Source organism: Ruegeria sp. C11 (assembly GCF_056537725.1).
On sequence record NZ_JBQFSB010000014.1, the window covers coordinates 43,329 to 57,772 of the forward strand.

Here is a 14,444-nt window from a genome sequence, read left to right on the forward strand (position 1 = left end):
TGTTTCCTGATTACTCCTGAAAAAAAGTTTCCCGCACTTAAAGATTTGCCATTGTGGCAATAAAGGTAAGTCGCTGGTAGTCAGTCCAAAGAGCAACATTCATTTTGTGACAAGATTGCATGTTTTTCACTCAGTGTCAGAAGGCAGCGCGACATTTCAAGAAAGATGTCCAATCCAGGACAGAATTGACCTCTAAACGCGTAAGGATATCAAGTATGTGCTGTCCTGTATTCAATTCGGAAACAATCGGGCTGTGGTAGCCAGTATTTAAGACGGTGTGAGAGTATGAAAATCGCGATTTTCGGATTGGGGTATGTGGGGTTCACGGCGGCCTGTTGTCTGGCCCGTGAAGGACATGAGGTGATCGGCATCGATGTGAATGCCGACAAGGTCGCCGAGATCAATTCCGGCCATCCGCCGATCAAGGAACCAAAGGTGGACGAACTGCTGACGGCGGCGCTTGCCAAAGGTCTGATCCGGGCTGTGGTCGAAATCCCTGACCTTTCTGATGTTGACCTGGCCATTGTCTGTGTGGGCACGCCCAGTTCCACTGACGGGTCGCATAACATGAGTTTCGTAGCCGAGGTGACCCGCCAAATTGCCGAAACCGTGTCGCCCGGCCGGGCGCGGCCGCTGACGGTGGCATACCGGTCGACCTTCCGGCCCGGCACCGTCCGTCAATTGGTCGAACCGATTTTCAACAGTTATCTGGGGGACAGGGCCACACACGCGGTGGAGATCGTGTATAACCCGGAATTCCTGCGCGAAGTGTCGGCAGTTGATGATTTCTTCAACCCGCCCAAGATCGTGGTGGGGACCAGGGACGGCAACCGGTCCGACGTGATGGATGCCCTGCACGAAGGTCTGGATGCTCCGGTCTTTTATACGGCCTACGAAGAGGCCGAGATTACTAAGTTCGTGGATAATACCTGGCACGCGGTAAAGGTGGCCTTTGCCAATGAGATCGGCCGTATCTGTCACCAGATGGGGGTGTCGGCCAAAACCATGCACGAGATTTTCGTTTCCGATACCAAGCTCAACATCTCGCCCTATTACACGCGCCCGGGGGGGGCTTTTGGGGGATCGTGCCTGCCCAAGGATGTGCGCGCGCTGCAGCATATCGCGGGCGAGGTTGGGGCACATACGCATCTGATCGACAGCCTGTTGCACACCAATCAGGCGCACAAAACCTATCAGGCGCAGGACATCATGGCCCGGCTGCCCGAAGGAGGCAGGGTGCTGATGGCGGGGCTGGCCTTCAAGGCCGGAACCGATGATCTGCGCGAAAGCCCGAATGTTGATATCGCCCGGCGGTTGTTGGAAGGCGGGTATGCGTTGTCGGTCTATGATCCGGCAGTCCGGCCAGCCGACCTGCGGGGGCAGAATTTGGGCTATGCCTTTACCCATTTGCCGACGATGGGCAGCCTGCTGGTGGATCGTGCTACGGCCGAGGCCGGACCCTGGGATTTGGTGATCGGATCAAACCGTATCGTGAACGAGTTGAACCTCGGTAATACAGAGGTGGTGCGAACCTATGAATATGACTAGCCCACCGCCCGCCGTTCAGCCGATCACGTTTGATGAGTTGCGCCAGAGCCAGCCCCTGAAAGGGCTGAAGGTTCTGATCGTGGTCGAAAACCTGCCCGTACCCTTCGACCGCCGTGTCTGGATGGAGGCGCGGACGCTGGCCGCCGCCGGCGCGCTGGTCTCGGTCATCTGCCCCACCGGCAAGGGCCATGAGGAACGCGTGTGGGAGGATGAAGGCATCAAGGTCTATCGCCATCCTCTGCCGCTGGATGCCAGTGGCGCGCTGGGATATCTGTTGGAATATGGCGCGGCGCTGTTCTGGGAAAGCTGGCTGGCGTTGCGGATCAAGATGACGCGCGGTTTTCACGTCATCCATGGCTGCAACCCGCCCGATCTGATCTTTCTGGTGGCGCTGCCCTTCAAGTTGTTCGGCGTGCGTTACCTGTTTGACCACCACGACATCAACCCCGAGCTTTATGAGGCCAAGTTCGACAAGCGCGGCTTCTTCTGGAAGCTGATGAAGACGTTCGAGCGGTTGACCTTCGCCTCGGCCCGGGTGTCGATTGCCACCAATGAAAGCTATCGCAAGATCGCCATCGAACGCGGCGGCATGGCGCCCGAGGATGTCTTTGTCGTCCGCTCGGGTCCGGACCTCAGCCGCCTGCAGCATCTGCCCCCGAACCCCGATTGGCGCAACGGTCGCAAGTATTTGGTGGGCTATGTCGGCGTGATGGGCGATCAGGAAGGCATCGACCTGCTGCTGGAATCCGTGGCGCATCTGGTGCAGGCCCAGGGACGCGAGGATATCCAATTCTGCCTTGTGGGCGGCGGCCCCAGTCTGGACAAGCTGCAACAGCAATCCGAAGAAATGGGGCTTTCGGATTTCGTCACCTTCACCGGTCGCGCGCCGGATCATGATCTGTTCGAGATCCTGTCGACCGCAGATGTCTGCGTGAACCCGGACCGGGTGAACGAGATGAACGACAAGTCCACCATGAACAAGATCCTCGAATACATGGCGTTCGAAAAGCCCATCGTGCAGTTCGACGTGACAGAGGGCCGGTTCTCAGCGCAGGAAGCCTCGCTTTATGCAAAGGCCAACGATCCGGTGGATATGGCCGACAAGATCGCCAAACTTTTGGCGGATGAGGGGCAACGTGCCGAAATGGGCCGCTATGGCCGCGCCCGTGTCGAGTCCGAGATGGCCTGGCCCCACCAGGTGCCTGCCCTGATCGCGGCATATAAGCGGATCTGGAAGGGGTAAAACCCTGACCCGCTACTCGGCGGCTTGTTTGGTTTCAATATGCCCCGGTGCTTTCTTCCGGCGCCGGAGCTTCATGGCCGGGGCCTCGATGAAATGCCAGGAAAGCACTGCACAGAGCAGGGTAAAGGGCAGTGAAATCGCCATATTTATGACAGGCGTCGTCACGCCTGATTGTGCCACCAGCTGCTGGATCGGGAAGGCGTAGATATAGACCCCGTAAGAATAGTCGCCCAGCTTGTTGTAATTCAAAAGCAGCGGAACTCTGGCATAGCCGAAAAAGAACACTGCATAAGACAGGCTGACGGCAAAAACCGGCAGGAACAACGGTGTGAACCAAGCCGCGAAAGCCAGTGCGGTCAGCCCGGTCAACAATGCCCAGGACAAGGGAATATGGTGACGCCAGATATAAAGCACCATTCCCGAAAGAAAGGGCAGTCCAAGCCGTGTGAGTACCTCAATCCGTGGGTTCACGTCGATAAAAGCGACGACCAGTGTATAGAAACACAGAAACAGCACTACCAATACGGCAAAGATCTTCTTGTGCCCGAGAAACCCCAGAAGGCCGCATATCAAAACGCCGACATAACAGGTGACTTCGTATGAGAGTGACCAGAGCGAGCCGTTGATCGCGGCCCCGTAGGGGTTGGCTTCGAATACGCCGGGCAAGGTATATTGCAGCTTGAACAACAGCATGTTGCGGATGAAATAGTCGCCCGCCTCGGCCCAGAAAACGGAAGGGGGTGCCTGCGTCAGAAGAAATCCGGCGATCAGAATGGTGATCATGGTCACCATGGCGAGCGCGGGAAATAACCGCAGGGCCCGGGCAGTCAGAAATGCCGTTGCGGACGGTTTCCGATCAAAACTGCGCGTAATGAAAAACCCCGAGATCGCAAAGAAAGCCCACACACAGATTATGCCGAGCGAAAGCCCGTGCAGTACGGATTCAAAAGGCTGCCCGAATTCAGCGCCCCAGCTTAGCGGATAGGCATGCGACACGAGAACGAGAATAGCCGCCCAAATACGGATCAGATTGAAGTTGTTGTCCCGCCCCTCTGACCGATCCGCGATGCGAGGCGCCGTTTTTTCGGGACACACACTCGCAACCTGTTCTTTCATTTCCGTTTTCCCGGGCTGACTGCAGTATTCGTGTAACATGCGCTTATCGGCAGGCAGCTTATTGATACAATATCCATGAAATCATTACTCCAAATATCTTGAAACTTTGCCGGAGGTTGCGGAAACAACCTTGTGATTGAATTGGGAAACGTCTCCAAATTTCCCTTCGTTAAATCATTGTCGCCTACATCAGAACGGTACGAAACGCGGCAGGCGGTTGAGGCTTGGTTCCATGAACCGCTGCAGCCGTGCATCCGCATCCGCCTCGGTCTCACCGGCCAGGATCGGAGTGACAAAACGCACCAGCGCCCCATCGGTACGGCCCATGGTAAAGCCGTCCTGAATAACGCTCATCTTGGCGCGGAAGTCGTTGACCATGCGTTTGCCGCGCTGTTCGAACCAGTAATAGACCAACTGCTTTGACAGTTCTTTCTGGATTACCGCGCGATTGACGGTGAAACTGCCATAAGGGGTGCTGCCCGGATTGACCTCGTAGGGCTCAAGACTGAAGATTTCCCAGCCACCAACCGGCAGGCAGACCTCGGGCGAATGAATACCCTCTCCATCGGTCTGTTTGTCGTAGAAGGCCACGAACATATTCACGAAATCGCCGGAACCGGTGTCGATATAGCTGGCATTAAGATAATCGCTGGCACCAAGGGTCTGTGCAACCTCGGGATCCAGGCTGGCGGTCGATCCGGACCAGTCACCAAGCTGGCGTGGGTAAAGAACGAAGGGATCGCGTTCGATGGGCTGCACTTCAGAGGCAGGCCGCAGCATCCAGATGGCAGAGACAGTGAGGGTCAAAAGCGCCGCAGCCGCCAGAGCCACCGAGGCACGGATTCTCAGGACGCGCAGCGCGATGGCGCCAAGCCCTTCGACATCCAGATCGATCGCCTCAGTAAAGGGCTGCGGATTGGGGGCAAGTCGCTGCAATCCGATCGCCATCAGGAACAAAACGGTCACGCAAAGCAGGAAGATGATCCAGCCCTCGAAGAAATGCAGGAATCCTTCGGCCTGCTCTATGCCGTTATAGTTAACCAGAACGCCGATAACGCCGATGCGGATGGAGTTCATCAGAATGGTCAGCGGAGCAGCCGAGACCAGAAGAACCACCTTGTGCCAGACAGGGCCGCGGTAAAGCAGAGCAAAAAGATATGAGAAACTCAGGATCGGGAACAGGTAGCGCAACCCGGAGCAGGCCTCGGCCACCTGCAATTTGTAGACCCCCAGGTCGATGATGTTGCCTTCGATGAAAACCGAGACGCCAGCCATCTGCACGAACCAGACCCCAAGCTCCGACGAAACCCACTGAAGGAAAATCGTGAGCTTCCAATAGACGAATTGTGGCAGGGGCAGCATGAAGATCAGATGGAGCACCGGCAACTGATGGTATTTGCCGCGTTCCCAGCCGAATACGGTCAGCACCAAGCCACCTGTCCAGATAATCATCGCGTAAGTGACGATATCCGGAATACGCGCCAGATTGCCCAGAACGGCGACGACCAGTGCTAGTGCGATCACCATCACACCTGGCCAGCGATCATCGATAGTGGGGTTGGGTGGGGGGTAATTACGCAGCTCGCGCAGAAAAAGATAAAGCGAGATGACCGGGATCAGCGGTCCGTGGCTGTATTCGGGCGTACTCCAGGCTGCGCCCAGAGAGACAAGCCCGAGCCAGAAAATCGGCATTGACCCGGCCATGAGCAGGACAAACCAAAACAACCCGGTCGTATTTATGGCCGACAGGGTAATCCGGGCAGTATCAAGCGCCTTGCCGCTGGCCTGCATGGTCCGTTCCTTCGAATCGAGGCCAAAATTCAGTGTTCATCATGCACGAAATGATCGGGTTCTTAAGCTTCCGGCCAGTTACCTCGGGATTTTTGACTTCGAACCGGAAAGGTGCCGCAGTACAGATAATTTTGTCTACAAACGGGAAACAATCATTGGGTGCGTCAGGGTTTGAGGAATAGCCGTCGCCCCAGCGTGAAATAGATGGAACTCCCGGTTGCCTGCGCTGACTGACGCTGCTCATCGATCAGGTATTGATACCCGAGGGTCATCGCCCAGTCCTTGGTGATCGCGCGGGTATAAGCGGCGGTGATGTTCGTGCGTGAAAGCGGATCGGTCGGGCCGGGGCCTTCTTCTTCCTGATCCACGTAATCTATGCTCAACGAGAGGGCGGAATCCTGATTGATGAAATAGTCATAAGCGAAATAGGCCAGTGTCTGGCGGGTTTCCCGGCTTTGCGTGCTGGTGTCTACCCGGCGCTGTGCTGTCGCGGTGATCTGTGATCTGTTGACCGTATACACATAGTTGAGATCGCCGATAACGGTCGTTTCCCCGAATGGGCCATGCGTCAGACCGATGTTGAAATCGAACGATCCGTTGGGCCGTTGAAAATCACGGCCAACCGTTGCATTCGTTCTGGCTCCGTTGACGCCAAAAGTATGATCAAGCAGGGCATTCACAGAACCATCCGGAAGCTCTCTGAACCAGGAAAAGCGCGCGACATAATCTTCGTCCACAGTATTGGTATTGAACGTCCGCAGCGTTTCATCGACCTGGGTTACACCAATATCTGCATTGATCGTGGTAACCGCGGAAACATCATACGAAATGCCCGTAGACAGAGTCGTCGTCTTTCTGTCAGTCCGTTCCTGATCTTCGGCCGTATAGCCGATATAGCCCAGGCTCACATTCCCCTGCAAAACCGGAGAGAAGCGCAGCAGAGCAGTCGCAGCAAAATCGTCGTATTCGTTGTCGAACAGGTCCGGATCGGTCGTGTTTGTGTAGGTGCGCTCGTAACGGTTGTATGTAAGCTGAAAGCCGAGCGGATCGTTGAGACCGGTTTGCCAATCCAGGTTTATCCGGCCATCGGCGCGATCACCGCTGGAAATGACAACATCGCCGGCATCGATAATGCCATCCTGATTGATGTCTGTGAGTGAGCGGTTGAAGTTCAGATCGGTTGAGCGGTATTCAAGCAATCCGCTGAAGCGGCTGTTGGCCCGGTCGCGCAGATAGGTCAACCGTGTGAGCGGGTCGTTGAATTCCGTGTCCGATCCAAGAATCGGTTCGTCATAAATCCGAATGAGCCCCGAGAGGTCAAATGTCAGGGTCGAATCCGGCGTTTGATTCACGACCCCGATACCGAGGAGGTTCTCCCACCGCGATGTTGAACCGAGTGATGGATTGGTCAGCCGGAGATTGTCATCATATCTAAACGTGGACAGGTAATCGAGTGTGACGCTCAGCCCCTCGCCGGTCCCAAGTTGCTGTCCGGCAGGCAGGGCCAGCCTTCGCGCCGGGTTTTGCAATGCCCTTTGCCTGATCAGCTGCTGGCTGGGTGTTTGCTGATTGGATGTCAGTTGGTTGGGCGTTTGTTGACCGGTAGTCTGCTGGCCAGTAGTCTGTTGATTGGACGTTTGCTGTCCGGCTGCCGGCGCAAATGACATGATGCAGGCTGCCCCGCTTGCCAGAGCAAAGGACAGCCTTTTCCCAATTTTCCCCACCTGTTAGCCCCTATTCGAACAAGCGGCGTGCTGGCACAACAATAACGTCTCCGGTCTTGAGTACTGTGCCACCACTAATACTGTTGCCCGTGCCATCATAGTTATAGATAAACTTGGTCATCACGCCTGTTTTTTTGTCTGCCCGCCGCAGTTCGATACGTTTGCGGGCCGCGAATCTTGTTAGTCCCCCGGCCTCGGCCAGAGCCTGAAGAATGGTTGTTCCCTTGCTGGAAAGGAGTTTGCCTGGCAAACCGACTTCGCCGGTCACGAAGATGTCGATCGTTGGGCCCGTTGGAACAGTCCCCTGATTCAGTGGCGGCGGCGCCAGCGATGCAATCGAGACAAATACGGTCGGCGGTGTATTGAAATTGCTCGACAGCGCGGACGTCAGCGAGTTCTTCAGCCCGTTCACCGACTGGCCCGCAGCACGCACCGCGCCGACAAGCGGAAAGCTGATTGATCCATCCGGCAGAACCAGAACGGTCCGGTTCAGAGTCGGATCTTCAAGGACCTCAATCTGAAGCGCATCACCTGGCTGTATCTGATATGAGGAGCTTTGCGCAGAAACACCCGTTGAAATCATCATAGAGATGATGAGAGCGATAAATGATCCGATAACTGTCCGCATGTTCAAATCTTTCACTTTTTCCCCCTTATGCCTTTTTCAAATTCACGAAACAATCCACAGGAGTCTCGTCGGTTGCAGGCTGCGGCAGAAATGCAGCGGATTCACCGGCACGCTTATTGGCCGGTGTCACTTGTTGTGCGCAGCCGTTCAATTTCATCCTCAAGCGCAGATGTGACATCCGGAGAATGCCCAAGGGCCTGGGCCGCCTGATATGTGCGCAGGGCATCTTCGTTTCGGTCAAGGGCGGCATAGGCCTTGCCTAGATGATACAGAACCAGCGGCTGATCGGGGAAGGCGCGCGCTGCGGGCTCGAGATAGATGAGCGCCTCGTCGTAGTTGCCGACCCGATAGGCGATCCAGCCATATGTATCCTGAAACGCGGGAATACGTGTACCGCGCAGGCGCCGCGCCAGGATTTGGGCGCGCTGCAGGCTTTCATCGTCACTGCGGTGGGTTGTCAGAAGACTTGCCAGATTGTTGGCCACGACCAACGAGTGGTTGCTGAGCGGGTAGAGCTTTTCATAAACGGCGATTGCCTGATCCAGATCCCCGTCGCGTTCATGAGTTGCGGCAAGAAGCATCAGTATTTCCGGACTCTGAGGCAGCTCATTCAATGCCTCAGACAGCACGGCCCTGGCATCCTCTGGCTTGCCGTGGCGGGTTTCCAGCGTATGAAGCGCCACCCAGACCTGTGCCGTGTTCGGATAGTCCGCAAGGATTTTGCGATAAAGCCCCCTGGCTTCATCAAGCTTGTTTTCGCTAGTCAGTGCACGCGCTTTCACGAATTGCAGTGGCAGTGAACCGGGGTTTTCCGCAAGCTTCTGGTCGAGACGCCCGAAGGCGCCTTGTGCATCGCCCTGCGCCAGCATTGACCGGATGAGCGCGATATCGGCTGGAAGGCCAAATTCGGGATCGTCCGCCAATTCGTTCAGGAAGTCCGTCAGGTCATCCGACCGGTTCTGAGCTGCCAGCATTTGAGCCCTGAGTTCCTTGGAAACACGCTGCGCCTCCGCTTCGTCCAGATCGCTGAGCGAGTTCAGCACGGCCTCAAGGCGCCCCCAATCCTGCATTCTCAGATAGATTTGCCCCAGCAGCGGCAGAAGTTCCCGGTTGTCCGAGTTTCGACGGAGGGCATTGATCAGAACGCTTTCGGCGATTTTGAGATCGCCCTCCGCAATCAGATATTGGGCATAACTAAGCGACTCTACTGTCGCGCCCTGAGATGTTTCCGCCGCAAGCGCCAGCATTTCCCCCATGAGTTCCCGGTCGCCATTGCGCTCGTGCGCGCCGGCCATCAGGGTCATCAGTTGCGGATCCCGCGGAGCCTCGCCAAGTGCTTCGCGTAGCAGGGCGATGGCGTCACCGGTATTATCCTCTTCGATCAGCCATGCCGCCTTGAACTTGAGTGCATCCACCTGTGTGGCGTCCTCCGAGAGGATCTTTTCGATCAGGGCGCGGCCTTCCTCGGACTTACCCGCCTGAAACAGCATCCGGGCGAACTCCACCTCGTTTTCACGGGTCTGAGTGGTGCGTTCGGAATTTTCCACCAACTCTTTCATCTCGGCAAGCGCGGTTTGCTCATCGCCCGAATGGAATTTCAGTGTCGCCCTTATGGTCTTGAGCTTTGGGGTGTTCGGTCCGCCCTGCGCGATAATCGCGTCCATTTCGGAAATCGCTGCCTGCGGGCTGCGATATTCATTCAGGAACGCAACCAGTCGCTGCGCGGGGTGATAGTCTTCGGCCTGAGGAACCACTTCCTCCCGCAGCACCGCCTCGGCGGCATCCAGATTGTCCCGATCGATATAGTGCTGAACCAGCATCTGCTCTACGCCCCGGTCGTCGGGGTAGATCAGCATCATACTTCTGAGTTGTTTTTCGATTTCTGCAGGCTTGTTCAGCTCCTGCAGCGCCCGAATCCGGATCGCATAAAGATTGTCCTGTTTCGGGGCAACGACCAGAGCCGCATCGACCTCGTCCAGCACATCGTACCAATCCTGTTTGCGGACCAGAGAGTCGATCACGATATTGCGCGCGGTCATCAGATCCGGGCGTTCCTTGATCAGTTCGCGCGCAGTATGCACGGCAAAGTCCGTACCCGCAGCGCTGCCATCCCTGACCGCATCGGTGTAAGCCAAAGTGTTGTTGATGGACTGGACTTCGATATTTTCGGGCTCCAGCTCGGCAGCGGCGGTACCATGGCGCCTCACGTCCTCCCAATTGCCCACTTCCAGCGCCATTTCGGCCAGGGCGAACTGACTTTCGAAATTATCCGGGAATTGTTCGACCAGCCGCAGGTACTGACCATAGGCAATCGGGATATTGCCGCGCTCACGCTCCAGCCGGGCAAAGGTCAGGCGGGCCTCTTTGTGCCGACCATTCAGCTTGAAGACATTCCTGAACTCGACCAGCGCGCGCTCGACATCCCCCTGCTCCAGATGGGCCATCCCCGCCTGGAAATGCGCCTCTGCCCGTTCTTCGGCCGAGTCGCAGGCGCTCAGAAACAGGGTCGCAGCGAAAAGGGCAGCTGTCAGACGCTTACCGATGGAAATCCCGGTTCTGCTCATTGCTGCACTCCCGCAAAAATCAGTCACGAAAGGTTCGCGGCTGGCCGGATACGCCCGGAGCGAACCTCGGCCTCAACAGCCGGTGCCGCGCAAAACGACAAAGATGGTCCGGGTCAGAATGGAAAGATCGGTGCCAAACGACATGTTCTTCCAATACTCGATATCGTGGTGCGCACGTTCGGCAAATGAAGAGTTGTTGCGTCTGGAAACCTGCCACAACCCCGAGATGCCCGGGCGCATGGCATAGTAGAGCTTGCTGGGATACAGCTTCTGCTGGTTCACCATCATCGGGCGGGGACCAATCATGGACATCTCACCGACAAGAACGTTCCAGAATTGCGGCAGTTCATCCATCGAAGACTTGCGCAGAAACGAACCCAGTTTGATGACGCGCGGATCATTGCGAAGCTTCTGGTTGCGGTTCCACTCTTCCCGGGCCTCGGGATTGTCCGCCAGATGCTTTTCAAGAACCGCCTCGGCGTCATTCACCATGGTGCGCAGTTTGAGCAGGTTGAAAATCTTGCCGTTCTTACCGACCCGTTGCTGCCGGTAGAACGGGGTCGCACCCTGACAGGCAAGCAGCGTGGCAAAGATCAGCACCAGCGGCACGGCGATCGGCGCCGAAACAAGGACGAACACAATATCAAGGATGCGTTTTCCCATGCTTTTGTAAAACCCCGGATAGTGCGCCGAGGTCGGCATCGCAGGAATTTTAGAGTAGCCAACGCCAGCGTTGGCAACCTCTTTTGAATGACTTGTCACTATACAAACCCCCAACACACACAAATACTCACGAACCACCTACACACCCAGAGACCACTTACACTCAGCACTAAGCCTCAAAATTTTATACAAAATCTATTATATTTTTATGTCTATTTCAGACTCTGCCCGTATTCCATGCTCGGCAAGCCTCCTTTTGTTAATTGTTAACAAATTCCCACTGGCTTGCAAAACATTAATCACCCCTCAGCGCGTCTTAAGCCCATGAAATGATGGTTGCACAAAGCACTTTCAGTACAAGGCGGCTGTGTCGGAAACAGGATGAAATCAGCGTGATTGTGCAACATTTCGGCGCAATAAGGCGGCTTTCTTGGTTTTGATGCTGTGAGAAGGGCAAATCGGGAGTGGCAGACATTGAGAATCGTCGACCACCTCCAATCATAATATCTCGGCTTTTTGGGGCGATTCAGGGAAACAATTGTTAAAAACTGTTTCAATTGAGGCACCAGCGAGGCCAATGTATCGCCTGAGGAAATTAGTGATGCCTGCCGCCTTGATGTTGTGGCAGAATAAGAGCCAAGTATTTGTTGGTTCGTGTGATATCTCTGCATTGTGTAAGGATTTGCTGGTGGTTCAGGGTGCAAGTTTGGGTAATCTCCGGGAAACCAGGATTAATTTTGACAAAGCGGAAGGCGACCGTGGCGCCATGGCTTCCAGCGATGGATTCTATTTAGATTTCTTCGGGCTCGACCGGCGGCCGTTCACGCTGCTGCCGGATCCGGGGTTCATGTATTGGTCGCCCCTTCACAAGCGCGGCTACTCGATCCTGCAGTTCGGCATCATGAGCTGCGCGCCGATCACGGTCCTGACCGGAGAGATCGGCGCCGGGAAAACAACCCTGATCCAGCACCTCCTCAGTGACATGGAAAACTCGATCACGGTCGGACTGATCTCGAATGCTCAGGGCGGACGCGGAGAGCTGCTGCAATGGGTGCTGCATGCCCTGGGCCTGCCGATCGAAAAAGACGCAACCTATGTGCAGATGTTCCAGGCGCTGCAGGATTTTCTTATTTCGGAATATGCCGAAGGGCGGCGGGTGGTCCTGATCTTTGATGAGGCGCAGAACCTGACCGTCGAGGGTCTGGAAGAAGTCCGCATGCTGACCAACATCAACTCCAACACGGATGAGTTGATCCAGCTTGTTCTGGTCGGCCAGCCCGAGTTGCGGGATCTGGTTCTGGACCCCAAGATGCGTCAGCTGACACAAAGGGTGGCCGCAAGTTTTCATCTGGAGCGGATGGATGAGGTTTCGGTCGAGCACTATATTAGTCACAGGATGAAGATTGCCGGTGGTTCAGGCGAGGAGTTCACCGAGGAAGCCTGCAAGCTGATTTTCCACCGGACTCATGGTGTGCCGCGCCTCGTGAATCAGTTCTGCGATTTTGCCCTGCTCTATGCTTGGACAAATGAGGCGGAGAAAGTGGACGAAGAGGTCGTCAATCAAGTGATCAACGACGGTGTATTCTTTGGTGGGAATTCCCTTGAGAAGGAGCTGACAGTCTGAGATGGGCCCGGTTCGCTATTACATTTCCATTTTTCTGAGGCGCTTTCCGTATTTCCTCATCGTGGCCATGATCGTGTCGGCGGTTTCGATCATCGTCGCAATGACCTTGCCGCCCACCTATGTTTCGCAAATGCGGCTGATCGTTGAATCCCCTCAGATTCCGGGCAATCTGGCCGCCAGTACCGTGACGACACCCGCAGCGGAACAGCTTCAGATCGTCGAGCAGCGCCTACTGACCCGACCGGTTCTTCTGGACATTTCCCGCAAGTTCGACGTGCTGCAGGATCAGTCCGAGGCAAGCCCGGATCAGATCGTGGATGCATTGCGTGCCAAAACATCCATCTGGATCAGCACTGGCCTCAACCAGGCCAATTTGATGACGATCAGCTATGAAGCCAGGACCGGTCAGATTGCAGCCGGTGTATTGAACGAATATCTGACCGAAATCCAGAAACTTGACGTGTCTTATCGTAAGGAGCGGGCCTCGGATACGCTGGAATTCTTCGAGCAGGAAGTGGAGCGCCTGAACGACGAACTCGACAAGCGCAGCGCCCGGATTCTCGAGTTCAAGAACAAGAACTCGGGCGCATTGCCTGACAGCCTTCAGTTCCGGCTGGCGCAGCAGGGGGCAATGCAGACCAATCTCGAACAAACGGACCAGCAGATATTTGCGCTCCAGGGGCAACGGGAAAAGCTTGTAAAGATCTATAGTTCGACCGGGCAGGTTGTCGGTGTAGCCCAGCAAAACCTGACCCCGGCGCAGCAACAGCTGAGTCAGTTGCAGACGCAGCTCGACAATCAACGTGTCATCTATTCTGAGAACAATCCGCAAATCAGGTTGCTGCGCGCCCGGATCGCAAAACTGGAAGAGATTGTTGCCGCTGAGCAGGCGGCCAATCCCACGCAACCGGATGCGCAGACGGGTAACTCGGCTCTCGACATTCAACTGGCCCAAATCGATTCACAGATTGCATCGCTTCAGGATCAAAGGGTCGTGATTGAAGAGCGTCTTGGAGAACTGACGCTGACAATCGACCAGACACCGGCCAATGCGATCACGCTTGCAGAGTTGCAGCGCGACCATGATAACATCCAGTCCCAGTATAATGCCGCCATCAGCCGCCTGGCGGAAGCCTCAACCGGAGAACGAATCGAAGTGACGTCCCAAGGACAGCGCATCTCCGTGATCGAACATCCGTCCGCGCCAACCGAGCCCTCCAAACCCAATCGCCTGATGATTGCTGGCGGAGGAACAGCTTTTGGCATCATGCTGGGGCTGGGGCTTGTCGTTTTGCTGGAACTCCTGAACCGGTCCGCGCGCCGGCCGGAAGACCTGATCAACAAGCTCGAGGTCTGGCCAATCGCAACCATCCCTTATGTGCGCTCCCGAGGTGAGAAAATACGGTACCGGCTTATCTGGGTTCTGGTTATTTTGGCAATTCTGATTGGTGTTCCCGCAGGGGTCTGGGCCGTACACACGTATTATCTGCCCCTGGATCTGATCGCCGAGAGAGTGATCGACAAGTTGGAGGTTTATTGGTGA

At 55.8% G+C, this 14,444-nt stretch carries 10 protein-coding genes; 4 read left to right on the plus strand and 6 right to left on the minus strand.

The annotated features are described in order from the left end of the window. The first annotated feature begins 285 nt into the window (after positions 1 to 285). Together ACR0NA_RS19990 and ACR0NA_RS19995 are read left to right on the plus strand one after the other, a co-directional pair. Positions 286 to 1,548, plus strand: coding sequence for a nucleotide sugar dehydrogenase (locus tag ACR0NA_RS19990; protein WP_480732046.1), 1,263 nt, complete (start codon positions 286 to 288; stop codon positions 1,546 to 1,548). After that, a complete protein-coding gene (locus ACR0NA_RS19995; RefSeq protein ID WP_480732048.1) occupies positions 1,535 to 2,791 on the plus strand; it encodes a glycosyltransferase family 4 protein in 1,257 nt (418 codons plus the stop codon). Before ACR0NA_RS19990 ends, ACR0NA_RS19995 begins: the two co-directional genes overlap by 14 nt. A 12-nt stretch (positions 2,792 to 2,803) precedes the next feature. On the opposite strand, the gene ACR0NA_RS20000 is transcribed toward ACR0NA_RS19995, so the two are convergent. The 6 genes from ACR0NA_RS20000 to ACR0NA_RS20025 form a co-directional block, all read right to left on the minus strand. After that, the gene (locus ACR0NA_RS20000) at positions 2,804 to 3,907 is read right to left on the minus strand and encodes an acyltransferase family protein (protein ID WP_480732050.1); all 1,104 of its coding nucleotides are present in this window, start codon (positions 3,905 to 3,907) and stop codon (positions 2,804 to 2,806) included. Positions 3,908 to 4,096: 189 nt separating this feature from the next. Next, positions 4,097 to 5,698, minus strand: coding sequence for a VPLPA-CTERM-specific exosortase XrtD (xrtD, locus tag ACR0NA_RS20005; RefSeq protein ID WP_480732052.1), 1,602 nt, complete (start codon positions 5,696 to 5,698; stop codon positions 4,097 to 4,099). 164 nt (positions 5,699 to 5,862) lie between these two features. Further along, positions 5,863 to 7,365 carry a hypothetical protein gene (locus tag ACR0NA_RS20010; protein WP_480732054.1) on the minus strand — a complete coding sequence of 501 codons (1,503 nt, stop codon included), beginning with the start codon at positions 7,363 to 7,365 and terminating at the stop codon, positions 5,863 to 5,865. A gap of 67 nt (positions 7,366 to 7,432) precedes the next feature. Then, the gene (locus ACR0NA_RS20015; RefSeq protein WP_480732056.1) at positions 7,433 to 8,065 is read right to left on the minus strand and encodes a polysaccharide biosynthesis/export family protein; all 633 of its coding nucleotides are present in this window, start codon (positions 8,063 to 8,065) and stop codon (positions 7,433 to 7,435) included. Positions 8,066 to 8,163: 98 nt separating this feature from the next. Further along, complete coding sequence (locus ACR0NA_RS20020; protein ID WP_480732059.1) at positions 8,164 to 10,614, minus strand: tetratricopeptide repeat protein; 2,451 nt, start codon at positions 10,612 to 10,614, stop codon at positions 8,164 to 8,166. Positions 10,615 to 10,686: 72 nt separating this feature from the next. Next, a complete protein-coding gene (locus ACR0NA_RS20025) occupies positions 10,687 to 11,376 on the minus strand; it encodes a sugar transferase (protein ID WP_480732061.1) in 690 nt (229 codons plus the stop codon). A 667-nt stretch (positions 11,377 to 12,043) separates the two neighbouring features. Here ACR0NA_RS20025 and ACR0NA_RS20030 point away from each other — a divergent pair. Both ACR0NA_RS20030 and ACR0NA_RS20035 read left to right on the plus strand, forming a co-directional pair. Continuing rightward, positions 12,044 to 12,901: an AAA family ATPase gene (locus ACR0NA_RS20030; protein WP_170656572.1), complete on the plus strand. Its 858-nt coding sequence runs from the start codon at positions 12,044 to 12,046 to the stop codon at positions 12,899 to 12,901. A gap of 1 nt (position 12,902) precedes the next feature. Then, a complete protein-coding gene (locus ACR0NA_RS20035; RefSeq protein ID WP_480732064.1) occupies positions 12,903 to 14,444 on the plus strand; it encodes a GumC family protein in 1,542 nt (513 codons plus the stop codon).

Coding starts and splice junctions, on each gene's coding strand:
- ACR0NA_RS19990 (WP_480732046.1), top strand. CDS start 286: ATGAAAATCGCGATTTTCGGATTGGGGTATGTGGGGTTCACGGCGGCC.
- ACR0NA_RS19995 (WP_480732048.1), top strand. CDS start 1,535: ATGAATATGACTAGCCCACCGCCCGCCGTTCAGCCGATCACGTTTGAT.
- ACR0NA_RS20000 (WP_480732050.1), bottom strand. CDS start 3,907: ATGAAAGAACAGGTTGCGAGTGTGTGTCCCGAAAAAACGGCGCCTCGC.
- xrtD (WP_480732052.1), bottom strand. CDS start 5,698: ATGCAGGCCAGCGGCAAGGCGCTTGATACTGCCCGGATTACCCTGTCG.
- ACR0NA_RS20010 (WP_480732054.1), bottom strand. CDS start 7,365: ATGTCATTTGCGCCGGCAGCCGGACAGCAAACGTCCAATCAACAGACT.
- ACR0NA_RS20020 (WP_480732059.1), bottom strand. CDS start 10,614: ATGAGCAGAACCGGGATTTCCATCGGTAAGCGTCTGACAGCTGCCCTT.
- ACR0NA_RS20030 (WP_170656572.1), top strand. CDS start 12,044: ATGGCTTCCAGCGATGGATTCTATTTAGATTTCTTCGGGCTCGACCGG.
- ACR0NA_RS20035 (WP_480732064.1), top strand. CDS start 12,903: ATGGGCCCGGTTCGCTATTACATTTCCATTTTTCTGAGGCGCTTTCCG.